The organism is Cryobacterium sp. TMT1-2-2 (assembly GCF_004403505.1).
GTDB classification, from domain to species: Bacteria; Actinomycetota; Actinomycetes; order Actinomycetales; family Microbacteriaceae; genus Cryobacterium; species Cryobacterium flavum.
In genome coordinates this window covers 204921-222338 of sequence record NZ_SOGS01000003.1, presented here as the reverse complement: position 1 = coordinate 222338, position 17418 = coordinate 204921, and the positions used below count along the sequence as shown (strand labels likewise).

Below are 17418 nucleotides of genomic sequence, written 5' to 3'. Positions count from 1 at the left end.
GCGCACCACTCACAGGGGCGCTGAGCCGCGTGTCAGGCCGGGAACGCGTTAGCGGCCGAAGCGGCGTTGCAGGGGCGCCAGAAAGGCCGTGAGCTCGCCGCTGCGCATGACCAGGAGCAGTCCGAAGTAGGCCGCGGACATGACGACCCCGATCAACACCATGGAGACCATGGCCGTGAGCCTGGAGGACACGGCGAATCCGCCGTCGACATTGCCACCCAGGAGGGTCGTGAGGGTCAGGCCGGCAGCCACTGGAATGATCACAGCGACCAGATATTTCACGAGACTGCGCAGAATGCGTCGTCCGTCGATACCGTGCATTCGACGGCGCAGGAGAATGGCGGCCAAGATTGCCTGCAGCGTACCGGTCACCGTGATCGACGCGGCGATGCCAACGGCGATCCATTCCGTGGGCAGCCACGCGCAGGCCAGCACGGCGCAAATCAGCAGAACGACCTGGAACAGGGTGAAAAAGAACGGTGTACGCGTGTCACCGAGGGCGTAGAAGGTGCGCTGCAGAACGAACAACACGCAGAATGGCACCAGCCCCAGAATGAACGCGATGATGACGTTGCCGATCGACTGCACCTGGTCGAACGGTGTCACGAAGATCGCCGCAAACGGGTAAGCGCAGACCGCGATGACGGCCGCGGCGAGCACAATCACGAGCGACGTTCCCCGAATCGCGCTCGAGGCATCCGTTCGCACCAGTGACCAGCTTCCGAGTGCGGCATGTTCGCTCATGCGGGTGAAGTACGCCGTCGCGACCGACACCGTGATCACGGAGTGCGGCAGCATGAAAATTAGCCAGGCGGTGGCGAGAACGGCAACGGATGCCTCACCGTGTGCGAGCGTCACGACCTGCGTTTCGACAATGCCCGCGAAAGTCGTGAGCAGAAGCATCCCGAAGGTCCAGCTCGCCATTTTGCCGGCGGCACCGAGACCCACGCCGCGAAAATGGAAATCCGGGCGGTAGTGCAATCCGATGCGGCGCCAGAAGTAGAACAGCACGACGGCCTGGGTGATCACGCCGAGGGTGGCACTGCCGCCCAGTACGGCGACCATGGCCGACGTGATCTCGGCGGCCGATCGAGCACCGAACGGGTCAGGGCTGAACAGCGTCGCGAAAACGATCAGGCCGATAATGGCCACCAGGTTGTTGAGCACTGGCACCCAGGTGAACGGTCCGAAAGATTTGCGGGCGTTGAGCACTTCGCCCAGCAGGGTGTACAGCCCGTAGAAGAACATTTGCGGAAGGCACCAGTAAGCAAATGCCACGGCCAGTGCCTTCTCGTTCTGGGGGAGGTTCAAGCCGATGAACCCGGTGATGGTCGGGGCCAACAGGGTAGCGATGAGGGTCGTCGCAAACAGCACGACCAGGGCGAGGGTGAGCAGCTTGTTGATGTACGCCGTGCCACCGTCGGCGTGGAGGCTGGCTCGAACGATTTGCGGAACCAGAACGGCGGTCAGGATTCCGCCGGCCACGATCACATAGATGGTGTTCGGCAGCTGATTGGCGATCGCGAACGTGTCGGCCGCGGCACCGAACTGGCCGATGATGGCGGCCAAAACGATGACCTTCACGAAGCCGAGAATGCGCGACACGATCGTGCCGGAGGCCAAGAACGCACTGGCCCGGCCGATACCTCCACTGCCGCTGGGAGCCGGGTCAGGCATCGGGCACCGCCGTGGGTAACACCGTCTCTTCACTGACAGCGGATGCCTCGGCCGATTTCTCGCGGCGTCGGCGCACGATGTTGCGCCAGATACCAAAACCGAAGAAGCCGACGACGAGAATGGCGAAGATACTCGCGCCAACACCTTCCCAGTCGGCGCGCACGCTGACATCGATCGGAGCCGGCTGGCCGAGCGGGGTGCCATTCAGGGTGAACAGGGTGACCCGCAGGACGACATCGCCGTTACCGACAGCGGCGCTGAGGGGTACGGAGACGGCCTGCGCGGAGTTCGGCTGAATGGTCGTCTCGAGGGTTTCACCGACCACGAGTCGCCCGTTGGACGGCACGATCTCGGTGCGCACGGTGACGGCCTGGTCCAGGGCGTTGTTGAGCGTTATACGCAGGTCGACCTTGCTGCCCACCACAATGATCGGCCCGCGGGTGGTCACGGTCACGGCGTGGATCAGGTCGAAGGAGGCAGCGAGGTTCGTCCGCACCTGGTCAGCCCAGGCCTCAGTCTGCGAGGCCCAGGTTGTGTCCAGAAGGGTCAGCAAATCCAATCGCGCCGGCGCGGTGAACGCCAGCGGATCGGCCAGAATGGTCGCGAATTCGGCGATTGCCGCCTCGCGCTGCAACAGCGATCGGGCGAGCGTGACCCGGTTAGTGTCAATGGCCTGGTCCCGAAAAGTCACCGTAGTGCCCGGGGCGGAATCCAGGGCAGCCTGCAGCGGGGCCGCGTTCGACCAGGTCGTCGAATCGAGGGCCGCAAGCGTCTGAGCGACCCGGGTCGCGCTTTCCGGACTGCTGCGGTTGAAGGTGACCAACAATGTGCGTGCCGAGTTGGGGTTCTCCGCAGACACGACCGCGAGCAGCGAAGCCGCCTCGGAGACGCTGACCCGCCACTCGTCCTCGGTCGTGGCTTCGGCCGCGGTACGGATGGCGGCCGACAGTGCGGAATCGCTGACCAGACCAAGCCCGCCGGGAAGAGCGAACGCGGTATTCGGCGTGAAGACGTCTGACTGTTCGACGTTCCCGCTGGAGAGGATGGTCGTGGTCAGGCCGCTCGCGGCAAAGACGTCAAGATCGGCGCGCGCAACCTGCCCGGCGACCGGCCAGCCGATAGCGGTGCTCGTGTAGTTCCAGGCCAGCAGGTCGCTGGTCGAGGGGATGACCGTTGCGCCGGGTTCCGGCGTGGGTGTCGGGGTGGGAGTCGGAGACGCGGTGGCTTGGGCCCTGGCTCGTGACGTGACGCTGGGCACATCGGTCGGGTCGGTGGTGTCTTCCGGGAGCGGTGTGGCCGAGGGCACGACGAACAGGCTCGCGTCGATCGCCGACACGAAAGAGGTGGGCGCGAGCAGCGTCGTGGCGCCGGCCTGCGCTTGCAACGCGATGTCGGCATCCGCGTAGCCGAGCGGGAAGATGTCATTGCTCGCACCGGCCAGACGGTCGAGCCAGGCCACGGCCGACGCCGGAGCGGCCGTGCCGAGCACTCGAATCGAGGCGATGATCTGCGGATCTATGGCGATCGTCGCGGTGGGCGCATCAATGGCGACATCCAGTTGGCGCGAGAGCAGACCGACCGAGCTCGTGTACGACTCGAGTGCCTTCGAGGTGATCAGGCCGGTCGCGCTTTCCGGGGTCGTGATCGGCAGAATAGCGGTGAGAGCGACCGGGGTGATCGCGCTGCCCTGGGACCAGACAAACGTGCCGCGGCCCTCAGCTTGAATCACGTCACCCGCAACGAGAATCGCGGCGATCCCACGCGCTCCCCACGCGTTGTCATCGGTCAATCCCACGGCCGCAGCCGGAACCGTGACGCTCAGGTTCGTGCTGGCACCAGCCGGAATACCTTCCGTGGTGGGCACGCTCACCAGCTGGTCGCCGGAATTTGCGTCGTCATCGGGCCGGAGCCAGCTATCGAGTGCCGCCCGGGTGGTCAGCGCGAGCTGCGCGAGGTACACATCCACTCGGCCGATCGGAATGTCGGCGCTGGTGTTGTTGTGCACGGTCACCGTCAGAACCAGGTCCTGGCCAGGTACCAGCTGCGGCGACGTGGTCGGCGTGACCGTGACGCCGACGGTGTCAGCGGGGGTGGTGGCGCTCGCGACGGAGCCGGTCGCCGGGTCGGCCTGAGCCGACGCTAGAACGAAGATCGGTGCAAAAATCAGCGACGCCAGGGTCAGAGCTCCCACCAGAAATGCCGTAATCGGCCCGGGCCGGCGACGACTCATCGCGCGCCGGGCCGGGCGCACGGCGCTGCACGCGGCAGCCGGGAGCGCGGGCCGATGCGCGGAATCTGACTCGGCCACCATAGGGGGATTCTACGGCGTGTCAGCCTAGAGCCGCCTGCACCGAGTCTGCGTGCCCCCCTGATGGCAACTAATATGGGGCATATGCAGAGCGTCGCGGCAGCCCTCGCACGACTGGGCGACCTGGCTGCCACCCCCACCGTTTCTCGTCTCGCGAACGCATTTGCTGCGGTCGGCCATGAGCTGGCCCTGGTCGGCGGCCCGGTTCGCGATGCGTTCCTGGACCGCCCGCTGCACGACCTTGATTTCACCACGGATGCGACCCCGGATCAGATTCTCGCGCTCGTCAAACCCCTCTCCGAAGCGCAGTGGGACATCGGTCGGGCGTATGGCACGATCGGTGCGAGCCTCGCCGGTGAAACCGTGGAGATCACCACCTATCGGGCGGACAGCTACGACGGCACCACCCGCAAACCCGACGTGGTGTTCGGTACCAGCCTGGAACCCGACCTGCTCCGCCGGGACTTCACCGTCAACGCCATGGCCCTGCGCCTGCCCCAGCTCACGCTCGTCGACCCGGCCGGCGGCATCGATGACCTGCTCGCCGGGCGCCTCCGCACCCCGAGCACTCCGGAGGTGTCCTTCGGTGACGACCCGCTGCGGATGCTGCGCGCGGCTCGGTTCACCGGCCAGCTGGGTTTCACGCTGGATCTGGATACCGCAGTGGCCATGGAGAAGATGCGGGAAAGCATCCGTATCGTGTCGGCCGAACGCATCGGCGACGAACTCTCGAAGCTGTTGGTCTCCAGGGACCCGCGCGCCGGCATCGAGGTACTGATGGAATCGGGCCTGGCCGAGATCGTGCTGCCGGAGATTCCCGGCCTGCGGCTCGAGATCGACGAGCACCACCACCACAAGGACGTCTACCAGCACACGCTCACGGTGCTGGAGCAGGCGATGGGCTACGAGACCTCGCGCGGCAACCTGGAGGCCCCAGACCTGATCGTGCGTCTCGCCGCCCTGCTGCACGACATCGGCAAGCCAGCCACCCGCAAGCTGGAACCCGGCGGCGTCGTGAGTTTCTACCACCACGACGTGGTGGGTGCCAAGCTCGCCAAGAAGCGCCTGCGCGCCCTGCGCTTTGACAACGACACCATCAACGCCGTCGCCCGTCTGATCGAGCTGCACCTGCGATTCTTCGGCTACACGGAGGGCGCCTGGACCGACTCGGCCGTGCGCCGGTACGTGCGCGACGCCGGCGACCAGCTGGAACGGCTGCATATTCTGACCCGCGCCGACGTCACGACCCGCAACCGGCGCAAGGCCGACCGTCTCGGCTTCGCCTACGACGACCTGGAACAGCGCATTGCCGCGCTGAACGAGCAGGAAGAGCTCGGAGCCCTGCGTCCCGACCTTGACGGCGAGCAGATCATGGTGGTTCTCGGCCTGAAGCCAGGCCGCGAGGTGGGAGAGGCCTACCGGTATCTGCTCGAGCAGCGTCTCGATGATGGCCCGCTGGGTGAGGAAGAAGCCACCCGCCGGTTGGTTCAGTGGTGGGCGGAGCGTGCGGAGTAGAGGGAGGCTCCGTCGACGCAGTGCGATCACCGGCTATGCCCTTCTCGCCCCCAGCCTGTTCGGCGTGGTCTGCTTTCTCCTACTCCCGGTGCTCGTCGTGCTCTGGCTCAGCTTTCAGAGCTGGGACCTGATCGGCCCGATCACCTTCGTCGGTCTCGACAACTACCAGTCCGTTCTCAGCGACGGTGTCTTCGGCAATTCCCTGCTGGTCACGCTGATCTTCGTTGCCCTCGTGGTGCCGATTCAAACCCTGATCGGGCTCGGCGCGGCGACCCTGCTCACCCGCGGGCTGCCGGGGTCCGCCTGGTTTCATACCATCTACGTGCTGCCGTGGATCTGTGCCCCGCTTGCTCTCGGAGTCGTCTGGAAGTGGATTCTCGCGCCGACCGACGGAGCCCTGAACACCCTGCTCGGGCAGCGCGTCGAGTGGCTCAGTGACCCGGCGCTCGCGCTGCCGGCCGTGGCCGCCGTGGTGATCTGGACCAACGTCGGCTACGTCACCCTGTTCTTCATGGCCGGGCTCCTCAACATCCCGGGGCAGATTCTCGAGGCCGCCCGCATCGACGGTGCCGGCGCGGTAAAGATGTTCTGGCACATCAAGCTTCCGCTGCTGCGTCCCACCATGTTCTTCGTGCTGGTTACCACCGTCATCTCGGCTTTTCAGGTCTTCGACCAGGTCTACGCGCTCACCCAGGGCGGACCGGCACGATCAACGGATGTCGTAGCGGCGCGCATCTACTACGAAGCTTTCGACGCCTTCGACCTCGGTCGTGCGGCCGTCATGGCGGTCGTTCTGCTGGTCATCCTGGTGGTCATCACCCTCGCCCAGCAGCTCTATTTTCGTCGGAGGGTCACCTATGAAATGGACTAGATTCTCCTCAACCGCCGCCGTCTACCTGGTGCTCGTGCTCGGCGCACTGTTCACCCTCGGGCCGTTCCTGCTGAGTATCCTCACCGCATTCAAGACCCGGGAGCAGTTCGCGCAGCAGTCAGCCCTGAGCTGGCCTGACCCATTCACCCTCGACAATTTTGCGCTGCTGCTGACCGGACCGGCACAATTCGGTCGTGCCATCGTGGTCACGGTCCTGGCGGCGGTTCTGATTCTGGTCGGGCAGCTGATCTGCTCGATTCTCGCCGCGTATGCCTTCGCTCGGGTCGATTTTCCGGGCCGTCAGGTGCTGTTTTGGGTGTACCTGTCGACCCTGATGATCCCACCCGTCGTGCTCGTCGTTCCGCTGTACCTGATGATGACCGAGGCCGGGCTGCGGAACTCGTTCTGGAGTCTCGTGCTGCCGTTCGCGTTTGCTTCCCCCTACGCGATCTTTCTGCTGCGCGAGTACTTTCGCGGAATCCCCCAGGAACTCATTGATGCGGCCCGGCTGGACGGTGCGAACACCCTCGACGTGCTGGTTGAGATCGTCGTGCCCCTGTCGCGTCCGATTATTGCCACGCTGACCCTGATCACGATCGTGAGCCACTGGAACAGTTTCATGTGGCCGCTCGTGGTCACGACCGGAAGTGAATGGCGGGTCGTGACCGTCGCCACAGCGAGCCTGCAGAGCCAGTTCAATGGCAACTGGACCCTCGTCATGGCGGCCACGACGCTCGCCCTAGTGCCGCTGCTCCTGTTGTTTCTCCTGTTTCAGCGCAGCTTTGTGCGGTCGATCACCATCTCGGGATCTGCGTAGGCTGGTTCACTGGGGAAGGTTCGATCCGTCAATAAAGGACATCATGGCCAAGCGTTCCACCATTATTGCTGCCGGCATTGCCGGAGTGTTGCTCGTCATTGCCGGGGCCGTCACGGCCCTGAACTTCTCTAGCTCCGAATCATCCAGCGATGCCACCACCGTGACCGTGCGTCTCTGGGACGAACAGGTCGCGGCCGCCTACGACAAGTCGTTCTCCGCCTTCGAACGGGACAACCCCGACATCCAGGTCGACGTCGAAATCGTGCCGTGGGACGACTATTTCGAGAAGCTTCGCACCGACGTCGCCGGTGCTGGGGCGCCCGACGTCTTCTGGGTCGACGGTGGCAGCTACCCCGCCTACGCCGACGCGGGGGCGCTGCTCGACATTACGACGGCCCTGCCAGCGGATGCCCAGGCCGGCTGGTCCGCACCCGTCGTCGCCCAGTACACCAGGGACGCCACGCTGTGGGGAGTGCCGCAGCTGGCCGACCCCGGCATTGCGGTGTATTACAACGCTGACCTGCTCGGTGATGCCGGCCTGACCGCCGACGACGTGTCCGCACTCACCTGGGATCCCACCGGTGACAACGACACCCTCATCGGCGTGCTGCAGAAACTCACCAAGGACTACAACGGGAACACGGCCGACAGTGCCGAGTTCGACGGTTCCAACCTCAGCCAATATGGCTACAACGCCGGCTACGACCTGCAGGCGATGGTGCTTAATTACCTGGCCTCCAATGGTGCCCAGTTTCAGGACGAGTCCAACCAGTATGCCTTCGCGTCCGACGCCGGCATCGCCTCGTTCCAGTACCTGGTCGATCTCATGAACAAGTGGCAGGTCGCTCCGTCGGCCGCCGATACGAACACCAACGGCGACTTCAGCCGCGAGCAGTTTCTGCAGGGCAAGATGGCCCTGTTTCAGAGTGGTGTCTACAACCTCGCCAACGTGAGCGCCGGGGCGAACTTCGATTGGGGCGTTGTTCGCCTGCCCAGCGGCCCGGCCGGTGCGATCAGCGGTGTCGATGGCATCGCGGCCGCCGGTAATGCGGCATCCCAGCATCCGGCCGAAACGCAGCGGGTCTTGGAATGGCTCGGGAGTGCCGCCGGATCAGAATTCATCGGGGCATCCGGTGCGGCGTCTCCGGCCGTGCTGGCCGCGCAGCCGGCCTACGCGGCCTATTGGGCTTCGGAGAATGTCGACATCAGCCCGTTCTACGACGTGCTGACCGCTGGAACGGCCCCGGCACCGCGGGGAGCCGGTTGGCCGGCCGCCGAAAACGCCATGCGGCCGCTGCTCGACGAGGTATTCATCGGCCGCACGCCAGTGGACTCCGGTGTCCGTGCCGCCCAGAATGCCGCTAATGCCACTCAGACCGAGTAGGTCGACCCAACGACGGGCAGGTCGACTGGCGTATGCGCGCGGCATCCGGTAGTCTGGGCAGGTTGCCTGCGTGCCGGATTCCCGGCCTCCGCCTGCAGCACATGCACAACCCTCCTGTTGCAGAAATTCTGCAGCCGTTTTAGTCCGAAGGAGGTGGGTTAGTCATGCATCAGTACGAACTTATGGTTATCCTCGATCCCGAGATCGATGAGCGCACCGTAGCTCCCAGCCTTGACAAGTTCCTCAACGTTGTTCGCAACGATGGTGGCAGCATTGACAAGGTTGATGTCTGGGGTCGTCGTCGTCTCGCTTACGAGATCAACAAGAAGACCGAAGGCATTTATGCCGTTGTTGACTTCACCGCGAACGCCTCAGCCACGGTCGAGCTCGACCGTCAGCTGAAGCTGTCCGAGGCCGTCATGCGCACCAAGGTGCTCCGCGCCGAAGAGGGCATCGCCCAGGTCGTCGTCGCCACCAAGCTGGCCGCAGAGAAGGCTGCTCGCAAGGCTGCCAACCCGAAGGTCATCGCTGCCAAGGCTGACGCTGCTGCTGCAGCCGCTGCCGCTCCGGCCGCCAAGGTCGCCGCTGCTGCCAAGCCTGTCGTAGCAGAAGCCGTCGTTGCAGAGGCTCCGGCCGCTGCTGCGAAGGCCGATGCTGCTGCTCCGGTTGCTGCTGCCTCCACCGCGGTTCCCGCCGCGAAGGTTGCCGCTGCCAAGCCTGCTGCTGCCAAGGCGACTCCTGCTCCGGCCGCTGCCGACAAGGCAAGCGACAAGTAGCCCATGGCTGGCGAGACCGTAATCACCGTGGTGGGCAACCTCACCAGCGATCCGGAACTGCGTTACACGCAGAACGGGCTGGCGGTTGCCAACTTCACCATCGCTTCCACTCCGCGTACGTTCGATCGTGCGGCCAACGAGTGGAAAGATGGCGACGCGCTGTTCCTGCGTGCGAGCGTTTGGCGTGAATTCGCCGAGCACGTTGCAGGTTCACTGACCAAGGGGTCGCGTGTCATCGCTTCCGGGCGTCTCAAGCAGCGTTCGTATGAGACAAAGGAAGGTGAAAAGCGCACGAGCATGGAGCTCGAGATCGACGAAATTGGTCCATCGCTGCGCTACGCCACCGCTTCCCTCACTCGTGCGCAGTCCTCCGGCCCTCGCAGTGGTGCACCCGCTGCCGGTGGCCAGGGCAACGATGAGCCATGGGCACCCAGCGCCCCCGCCAAGACTGCTGCGCCAGCAGCATCTGGTGGAGATGTCTGGAACAGCCCAGGCAACTTCAGCGACGAGACCCCCTTCTAAGCTCGCCTAGCGCGTAGCTAACACCTCTTTTTAGAAAGTAAGGAAATCATGGCTGGAAAGTCGAGCGGCGACCGCCGCAAGCCGCTTCGCGGAGCTAAGGGTGGCAAGAACGCTGCTCCCGCGAAGTCGATTCGGGTTGGTGTCATTGATTACAAAGACGTCCCCACCCTGCGCAAGTTCATCTCCGAGCGTGGAAAGATCCGCGCCCGCCGCATCACAGGCGTTTCCGTTCAGGAACAGCGCCTCATCGCCCGTGCCGTCAAGAACGCCCGCGAAATGGCTTTGCTGCCCTACGCAGGCTCAGGCCGGTAAGGAAACCAAATGTCGAAATTGATTCTGACGCATGAGGTCTCCGGCCTCGGTGCACCCGGCGACGTCGTAGACGTCAAGAACGGGTTTGCTCGTAACTACCTCGTTCCCAAGGGCTTCGCTGTGGCGTGGACCCGCGGTGGCGAGAAGCAGATCGAGCAGATCAAGGCAGCCCGCGCTGCGCGCGAGCACGCCACCTTCGAAGAGGCTGAGGCGCTCAAGGTCAAACTTGAGAACACCAAGGTCACCCTGGTCGTCAAGGCCGGCGCCGGCGGACGCCTGTTCGGTTCGGTCAAGACCACGGATGTGGCTAACGCCGTTGCAGCCGCAGGTCTCGGCACGGTCGACAAGCGCAAGATCGAACTCACCGCCATCAAGCTGACCGGTGAGCACACGGCAACGGTTCGTCTTCGTGACGAGCTCAGCGCCACGATCACTCTCGTGGTCGTCGCTGCCAAGTAGCATCGCACCTCGGCAGGCCGGGCTTTCTGGCCGGTAGCCTGTACCACTCCCATAGCGGGGGGTTCCGTAAGGAATCCTCCGCTATGGGGCGTTAAGAGCCACTTTTGGGGCATTGACCCAACGCTTTTGTGCACAGGTGAGCATTCCTATCGGCAAGGTTCAAGGGTTGATTGAGGCTACTTTATTCACACCCATGTGCAGAACTTAAACTCCTGATGAACCAGCATTTATTTGCAAATATTTAAAATCTGTCCACAAGTGAGTGCACAGGTTCTGCACAATCTCCACGGCGTTTCGCGCAGATTTTCCACAGAGTTATCCACAGGGGTGTTTGTGGGTCGTGCTACCGGCTCCTTAGGGTGATCCAGTAGCGGAATCTGGCTCGGGCTGGGTGAGTGCGTCCCGTGTCGGTGGGTCCTGATACACCTAGAGTCACGACAGAGAAAGAGGTACCGAGTGTCGATCGCCCATTTGGGCCTGGCCAACCAGCCAGCGTCAAACGAGTACGGTTCGTCGACCGGTGGTGGGCAGGGCCGTCTGGAGCGGCCCGCTGAAGCGTGGAAGTCGGAGCGGGCGCTGCCCCACGACCTCCTCGCCGAGCAGAGCGCCCTCGGGGGCATGATGCTCAGCAAGGACGCCGTCGCTGACGTCGTCGAAACCGTGCGGGGCGGAGACTTCTACATCCCCAAGCACGAGATCATCTTCGACGCGATTCTCTCCCTCTACGCCCAGGGCGAGCCGACCGACGTCATCACGGTCACCGATGAGCTCACCAAGGTCGGTGAACTTTCCCGTGCCGGTGGCGCGGACTACCTGCACACCCTGACGAGCCTGGTGCCCACCGCTGCCAACGCGGGGTTCTACTCCACCATCGTCGCCGAACGCGCGCTGCTGCGCCGTCTGGTGGAAGCTGGTACGCGCATCGCGCAGATGGGCTACGCCGCGGAGGGTGAGGTGCTCGACCTCGTCAACACGGCTCAGGCCGAAATCTATGCCGTCACCGGGGGTACCCAGACCGAGGACTACGTTCCGCTCACCGACGCTGTGACGGCGGCCATCGAAGAAATCGAGGCCGCCAAGCTCAAAGACGGCCAGATGAGCGGCGTACCCACCGGCTTCGCCGACCTCGACGAACTCACCAACGGGTTCCATGGTGGCCAGCTCATCATCGTGGCCGCCCGTCCGGCACTGGGTAAGTCCACCCTCGCCCTCGACTTCGCGCGGTCGGCCTCGATCCACCACAACATGCCGAGCATTTTCTTCTCCCTCGAAATGGGGCGCAGTGAAATTGCCATGCGCCTGCTCGCGGCGGAGGCATCCGTTCCCTTGCAGAGCATGCGCAAGGGCACCGTCGAGGCCCGCGACTGGACCACTATTGCGGCCACGCGCGGTCGCATCAACGACGCACCGCTCTACATCGACGACAGCCCGAACATGACCCTGGTCGAGATCCGGGCCAAGTGTCGCCGGCTCAAACAGCGCGTCGGGCTCAAGATGGTCATCATCGACTACCTGCAGCTGATGACCAGCGGCAAAAAAGTCGAGTCGCGACAGCAAGAGGTCAGTGAGTTCTCCCGAGCGCTCAAGCTGCTTGCCAAAGAACTGCAGGTTCCGGTTATTGCGCTGTCCCAGCTCAACCGAGGTCCGGAGCAGCGCGCCGACAAGATGCCGGCCATCTCCGACCTTCGTGAGTCGGGTTCGCTCGAGCAGGACGCCGACATGGTGATTTTGCTGCACCGGGAGAGTGCCTACGAGAAGGACAACCCGCGCGCCGGTGAGGCCGACCTCATCGTGGCCAAGCACCGTAACGGCCCCACCCGCACCGTCACCGTTGCCTTCCACGGCCACTACTCCCGGTTCGCTGACATGGTGGCCGGCGGGTAGCTCGGCACTGCTTGATGCAGGAGCTTGATCGTGCCGGGCCCGGTTTGTTGCGCCCAAGCGCACCGCGTGCAGCCCGCTCGCAGATCCGCACGGTCCCGCCGCGTAGACTGGACCTGACAAATTTTGCAACGAAAGAGGTTGTGCGTGGCAAACGCCCAGGCACCATCACACGTCGGTTCCGGGTACTGGTCCGTGGCCGTTGGGCGCGCCCTGATCGCCGTGGTTCCCGCCGCGATCATCACTTTCAGCCGCGACCACTCGGCTCAGCTTGGTCTGCTCGGATTCGGCGCCTTCGCACTGGCGAGTGGCCTGCTCCTCGTTCTCACCGGCCCGCGTACCCTTACCGTCGCTGCCGACCGCAGCCTGTTTCTGATCCAGGGCATCGTGAGCATGGTCGCCGGCGCGGCAGCGCTCGGTTTTCACGCCGGAGGCCACGGGTTCTTTCTCTTCATCGTGAGTGTCTGGGGAGCCGTCACCGGCTTTCTCGAGATCTATGCCGGCATCCGGGTGCGCAAACGCCCGCTGCCGGCCAAAGACTGGCTGTATACCGGAATCGGCACCGCGATCCTCGCCCTGCTCTTTCTGCTTCTGCCGCCCAATCCGGTCGTCTCGGTCGGCCTCTTCGGTGCCTACCTGGTCTTTCTCGCTGTTTTTCTGCCCATCGCCGGCCTCTCCATCAAATGGGATTCGCCCAGGCAGCGCCGCGACGCCGCCGTACCAACGAACACCGCACCAACGAACACCGCGCCTAAAGATTTGGACTCACTGTGACCAAGAAGACCCCTGGCACGCCCAACTCGGCGCAGCAGCCCAGCCGCTCTGACCGACTGAAGCCGGTCGAATTGCTCGCCATTTCGGCCGGAATGGCCCTGTTCGTCGGGCTGACCATTCTGGGCACCACGCGCGAGGTCATGCTCTCCGTTATCGGACTCGGCGTGACGTTCATCGTGGCGCTCGTGGTGATCGCCATGCTCGTGCTCGGCATGAAGCCCAATGCCTCGGAGCAGACCGACCTCGACGAGCAGAACGGGCACTAGCCGGCACCGCAGCGTCAAAAAAGCACCTTCGTCCCTGTGGACGAAGGTGCTTTCCTGTAACGGGCGACGACTACGGCAGGTAGTCAACCAAGGCGGCGGCGAGGCCGACGTAACTACCAGGGGTCAGGGCCAGAAGGCGGGTCTTGGCCGCTTCGCCAATATCGAGGGCCGAAACGAATGCCGCCAGGTCCGCGCTCGTGATGCGTTTGCCGCGGGTCAGCTCCTTGAGAAGGGCATATGGGTCTTCGATGGACGAGCGGCCGGCCGAGACTTCAGCGCGAATCACGGTCTGAATCGCCTCGCCCAGAATCTCCCAGTTGGAGTCGAGGTCGCTCGCCAGCAGCTTACGGTCTATGTCGATCTCGCCGAGGCCCCGCAGGATATTGTCGAGCGCGAGCAGCGAATGCCCGAAGCCGACTCCGATGTTGCGCTGGGTGGTGGAGTCGGTGAGGTCACGTTGCAGGCGGCTGGTTACGAGGGTAGCCGCGAGTGAGTCCAGGATGGCGCAGGACAGTTCGAGGTTGGCTTCCGCGTTCTCGAAGCGAATCGGGTTGATCTTGTGCGGCATCGTCGAGGAGCCGGTGGCACCGACCTGGGGAATCTGGCGGAAGTAGCCGATTGAAATGTAGGACCAGATGTCGGTGGCCAGGTTGTGCAGAATGCGGTTTGCGTGGGATGCGCGGGAGTACAGCTCGGCCTGCCAGTCGTGCGACTCGATCTGCGTCGTGAGCGGGTTCCAGCCGAGGCCGAGACCCTCGACGAACTCGCGCGAGACGGCCGGCCAGTCAACGGACGGATCGGCGGCCACGTGGGCGGCGAAGGTTCCGGTGGCGCCACTGAATTTGCCCAGGTATTCGCCGGCCTCGATCTGCCGCACGATGCGTTCGAGGCGGTAGGCGAACACGGCGAGTTCCTTACCCATGGTGGTCGGCGTCGCGGGCTGCCCGTGGGTACGGGCCAGCATCGCATCCGCTCGAAATTCCAGCGCGTTGCTGCGAAGTGCTTGGATCACGAGGCGCAGCTTGGGCAGCCAGACGGTCTGCACGGCATCCCGCACGGTGAGGGCATAGGAGAGGTTGTTGATGTCCTCGCTGGTCGCCGCGAAGTGGGTGAGCTCGCTGATGTGATCGAGGCCCAGTGTGCCGAGGCGTCGGCGAACGAGGTATTCGACGGCCTTCACGTCGTGGCGGGTGGTGGCCTCGAGCTCGGCCAGTTCGTCGATCTCGGGCTGACCAAAGTCGGTCACGAGCGTGCGTAGGGCGAGTTTCTGCTCGTCATTCAGGGGTGCGGAACCGAACAGGCTGCGGTCGGTGAGGGTGATCAGCCACTCCACCTCGACGCGCACGCGGGCCCGGTTGAGACCGGCCTCGGACAGGAACTCGCCCAGATCGGAAACGGCGGCTCGGTAGCGGCCATCAAGCGGGCTCAGAACCTGTACGGGTAGGTGACTCATCGGACTCCCTGTCGAATTGCGGGTGCAAGTTGTTTCACAAGTGCGTGACTTGCCCTCTCAATCATGCCTAATACGGCGTCAAACAACGCATCGTCGGAATAGTAGGGGTCAGGCACGTCGAACAGGGCGGCCTGCTGGGCGTCAAAGCTCAGCAGCAGGCGCACCTTGGCGCGATCGCGATCCTCCAGGGCCCAGTTGCGCAGAATGCGCTCCTGGCTGCGGTCGAGCACGACGACGAGGTCGTGCTCGGCGAACCACAGCGGGTCAAACTGGCGGGCCCGATGGTGGCTGCCGTCGTAGCCGCGCTTGGCCAGGGCCGTGATCGTGCGACCGTCGGCTTGCTCACCCACATGCCAGTCTCCGGTGCCGGCCGAGCTGCTCGCGATGAGACGTCCGAGTCCGAGTTTCGTGACGAGGTCGCGCAGCACGACCTCGGCCATGGGCGACCGACAGATATTTCCGGTGCAGACGAAAATGATTCGAAACGGCGTCGACTCGTCGGGGGTGAGTGACGCGAAGGGCATGTCTTCCATTCTGGAGCAGTTTCGCCTTCTCCACACGCCCAGTATTCGGTCTCTGTGCACAGATTGCGCGACGGGCAGCCGGATGCGTCGCGGATTCTGCGACGATCGTCGCGACCTGGAGGTGTCATGGACGCAGTGGGGCGGATGCCGGGTGGGCCATATAGTCCTGAGCACCTGGCGATGATGCATTCCCAGCGCGATCTCCTGCTCGGCCTGCATGCCGAAATCGAGGGCAAACGTCGCCAGTTGCTCGCCCTGGACCCCAGCGAATTCTGGAGTTCCAAATCTCAGCGGGCTTACTCGGGCTGCGTCGCAGACATCGTGCAACACCTCGATGTTGTGCTGCACTACCTGCACGAGGCGCTGGCCAGCGTGCGAAACCAGATCTACCTCGAGGAGGAGCTGTGTCCGGCGTGAGGGACGGCCTCGCTGACGGCGACCTGACCGTCTCGGTCGGAGGTACGACCATCGTTGCCACCGATGAAGTGTTGGCCCAGGCACAGTTCCTGAACGTTCTGCGAGATGATTTGGCCGACTGGGTGGGTCGCGCGTATCGGATCCTCAATTTGGACCCGTACTGGCCGGCGAACTGGCTGGGCCAGGACCCTTGGCCTGATCTGCTCCAGGTGGCCGGCCGGCTGAATTCGCTTCACGAGTACTGCGGTGTTATCGCGGACAATCTCGTTGCAGCGGCTAGAAGTTACGGATACGTGGAGCGTGTCGCCCGGGAGGCTGCATTGATGGGTGCCGCAGATCTCGCGTATGGCCTGGGCCGGTTGCTTCGAGGTGGCGTTTTTGCCCTTGCAGGCACGCCGTTCGGTGTCTCCATGGCCGGTGTTGCCAGCGTCGGGCACATAGGGCTTCATGGAAGTCTGCGTTCGCCTTCCCGGTCGCCGGCCGCCCGCAACGGCACGGACGAGCTCGACCCCCGCCTTCTCACGAACCCGAACGTGGTAGCTCTGGTACGAGCTGCGGCCTCGTCGCTCGACGACGTAGCTTGGGGCCTGGCCGGTGCACCGCGATCCGTTGGTCGGGCTTTCGGTGACGAAGGGCTGGGTGTCATCGGCATCTCACGCACAGCGCTCGGCGTTTTGTCCGTGGCGCGCAACGAAGGCGTGTTCCGGGAAAGTCCGGTGAGCGTGGCTGCCGTGGGAACTCCAACCCAACCGACGCCACCCACTGGTGTCGGCGACGTTGCTGCGCGAATCCCGAAGGCCGTCGCAGGGAAGCCGCAGGTGCGCATTGAGAATTATGGCGACGCCGAGCATCCGTCGTGGGCGGTCTACATCAGTGGAACCGTTGAATGGGATGCCATCGCCAAAACGGACCCCTTAGACCTCACCTCCAACATCACCGCGATGGCCGGGCAGACCGCGGGTTCATTCGAGACCGTGATAAGCGCCATGAAGGCGGCCGGAATCGCACCGTCCGACCCTGTTGTGCTTGCCGGCCATTCCCAGGGCGGCCTGATCGCCACCCAGGTGGCTGCGTACAGTTGGTTCAACGTGCAGGCGGTGGCCACCTTTGGGGCACCCGAATCCAAGGTGCCCGTGCCGGACGGCGTAGCCACCCTGACGGTCGAGCACACCGACGACATCGTGCCTGCGATGGGCGGAGACAGCCTGACCGACTCCGATGACCGGGTGACCGTGCGCCGTGAGGCATTCGCCTCCGAACCGCTGCCAGCCGGGGCCGCCCTGCCGGCTCATAACCTCGACACGTACCGCGAGACAGCGCTGCTCATTGATGCATCTCCGGAGGCGAACCTGCAGGGCTTTCGGGCCACCGTGACCGACGTTCTGGGGCGCGAAGCGGGCGAGGCGGTCTTGTGGCGCGGCAGCCGCGTGCCGGAAGGGCCTTGGCCGCAGTAGGTTTCTTC

At 64.2% G+C, this 17418-nt stretch carries 16 protein-coding genes and 1 pseudogene; 13 read left to right on the top strand and 4 right to left on the bottom strand.

Annotation, left to right across the window (positions count from 1 at the left end; translation table 11 throughout):
• Positions 1-48: 48 nt before the first annotated feature.
• Entirely contained in the window at positions 49-1677 is a 1629-nt protein-coding gene (murJ, locus tag E3T35_RS03290) for a murein biosynthesis integral membrane protein MurJ (protein ID WP_104129824.1), read from the bottom strand.
• The gene (locus E3T35_RS03285; RefSeq protein WP_134377869.1) at positions 1670-3988 is read right to left on the bottom strand and encodes a DUF6049 family protein; all 2319 of its coding nucleotides are present in this window, start codon (positions 3986-3988) and stop codon (positions 1670-1672) included. The genes murJ and E3T35_RS03285 overlap by 8 nt, the downstream gene beginning before the upstream one ends.
• Positions 3989-4069: 81 nt before the next feature.
• Here E3T35_RS03285 and E3T35_RS03280 point away from each other — a divergent pair, with 81 nt between their 5' ends.
• The 11 genes and pseudogenes from E3T35_RS03280 (at position 4070) to E3T35_RS03230 (ending at position 13562) form a co-directional block, all read left to right on the top strand.
• Positions 4070-5500 (top strand): CCA tRNA nucleotidyltransferase, encoded by a 1431-nt coding sequence (locus E3T35_RS03280; RefSeq protein WP_092338343.1) that lies wholly within the window; start codon positions 4070-4072, stop codon positions 5498-5500.
• Complete coding sequence (locus E3T35_RS03275; protein ID WP_370449296.1) at positions 5490-6371, top strand: carbohydrate ABC transporter permease; 882 nt, start codon at positions 5490-5492, stop codon at positions 6369-6371. Before E3T35_RS03280 ends, E3T35_RS03275 begins: the two co-directional genes overlap by 11 nt.
• Positions 6358-7188, top strand: coding sequence for a carbohydrate ABC transporter permease (locus E3T35_RS03270; protein ID WP_134344745.1), 831 nt, complete (start codon positions 6358-6360; stop codon positions 7186-7188). The genes E3T35_RS03275 and E3T35_RS03270 overlap by 14 nt, the downstream gene beginning before the upstream one ends.
• Before the next feature lie 43 nt (positions 7189-7231).
• Entirely contained in the window at positions 7232-8572 is a 1341-nt protein-coding gene (locus tag E3T35_RS03265) for a sugar ABC transporter substrate-binding protein (protein ID WP_134377867.1), read from the top strand.
• Between the two features lie 164 nt (positions 8573-8736).
• A pseudogene (gene rpsF / locus E3T35_RS19510) lies at positions 8737-9105 on the top strand (30S ribosomal protein S6); the annotation flags it as partial.
• Between the two features lie 246 nt (positions 9106-9351).
• Entirely contained in the window at positions 9352-9870 is a 519-nt protein-coding gene (locus E3T35_RS03255; RefSeq protein WP_092338335.1) for a single-stranded DNA-binding protein, read from the top strand.
• Between the two features lie 48 nt (positions 9871-9918).
• Entirely contained in the window at positions 9919-10182 is a 264-nt protein-coding gene (gene rpsR / locus E3T35_RS03250; protein WP_035835236.1) for a 30S ribosomal protein S18, read from the top strand.
• A 9-nt stretch (positions 10183-10191) separates the two neighbouring features.
• Positions 10192-10641 (top strand): 50S ribosomal protein L9, encoded by a 450-nt coding sequence (rplI, locus tag E3T35_RS03245; RefSeq protein ID WP_092110565.1) that lies wholly within the window; start codon positions 10192-10194, stop codon positions 10639-10641.
• A gap of 456 nt (positions 10642-11097) precedes the next feature.
• The gene (dnaB, locus tag E3T35_RS03240; RefSeq protein WP_104089998.1) at positions 11098-12525 is read left to right on the top strand and encodes a replicative DNA helicase; all 1428 of its coding nucleotides are present in this window, start codon (positions 11098-11100) and stop codon (positions 12523-12525) included.
• A 144-nt stretch (positions 12526-12669) separates the two neighbouring features.
• Positions 12670-13296: a hypothetical protein gene (locus tag E3T35_RS03235; RefSeq protein WP_134344725.1), complete on the top strand. Its 627-nt coding sequence runs from the start codon at positions 12670-12672 to the stop codon at positions 13294-13296.
• Positions 13293-13562, top strand: a complete 270-nt coding sequence (locus E3T35_RS03230) for a hypothetical protein (protein ID WP_134344724.1) — start codon at positions 13293-13295, stop codon at positions 13560-13562. The genes E3T35_RS03235 and E3T35_RS03230 overlap by 4 nt, the downstream gene beginning before the upstream one ends.
• Positions 13563-13632: 70 nt before the next feature.
• Here the strand turns inward: E3T35_RS03230 and purB are convergent, their stop codons facing one another.
• Both purB and E3T35_RS03220 read right to left on the bottom strand, forming a co-directional pair.
• A complete protein-coding gene (gene purB / locus E3T35_RS03225) occupies positions 13633-15015 on the bottom strand; it encodes an adenylosuccinate lyase (protein WP_134377866.1) in 1383 nt (460 codons plus the stop codon).
• Complete coding sequence (locus E3T35_RS03220) at positions 15012-15539, bottom strand: low molecular weight protein-tyrosine-phosphatase (protein WP_104090191.1); 528 nt, start codon at positions 15537-15539, stop codon at positions 15012-15014. The genes purB and E3T35_RS03220 overlap by 4 nt, the downstream gene beginning before the upstream one ends.
• Before the next feature lie 180 nt (positions 15540-15719).
• Between E3T35_RS03220 and E3T35_RS03215 the strand changes: the two genes are divergently transcribed.
• Positions 15720-15956 carry a hypothetical protein gene (locus tag E3T35_RS03215; protein ID WP_104090002.1) on the top strand — a complete coding sequence of 79 codons (237 nt, stop codon included), beginning with the start codon at positions 15720-15722 and terminating at the stop codon, positions 15954-15956.
• Positions 15944-17410: a hypothetical protein gene (locus tag E3T35_RS03210; RefSeq protein WP_134377865.1), complete on the top strand. Its 1467-nt coding sequence runs from the start codon at positions 15944-15946 to the stop codon at positions 17408-17410. The genes E3T35_RS03215 and E3T35_RS03210 overlap by 13 nt, the downstream gene beginning before the upstream one ends.
• The last annotated feature ends 8 nt before the right edge of the window (positions 17411-17418 follow it).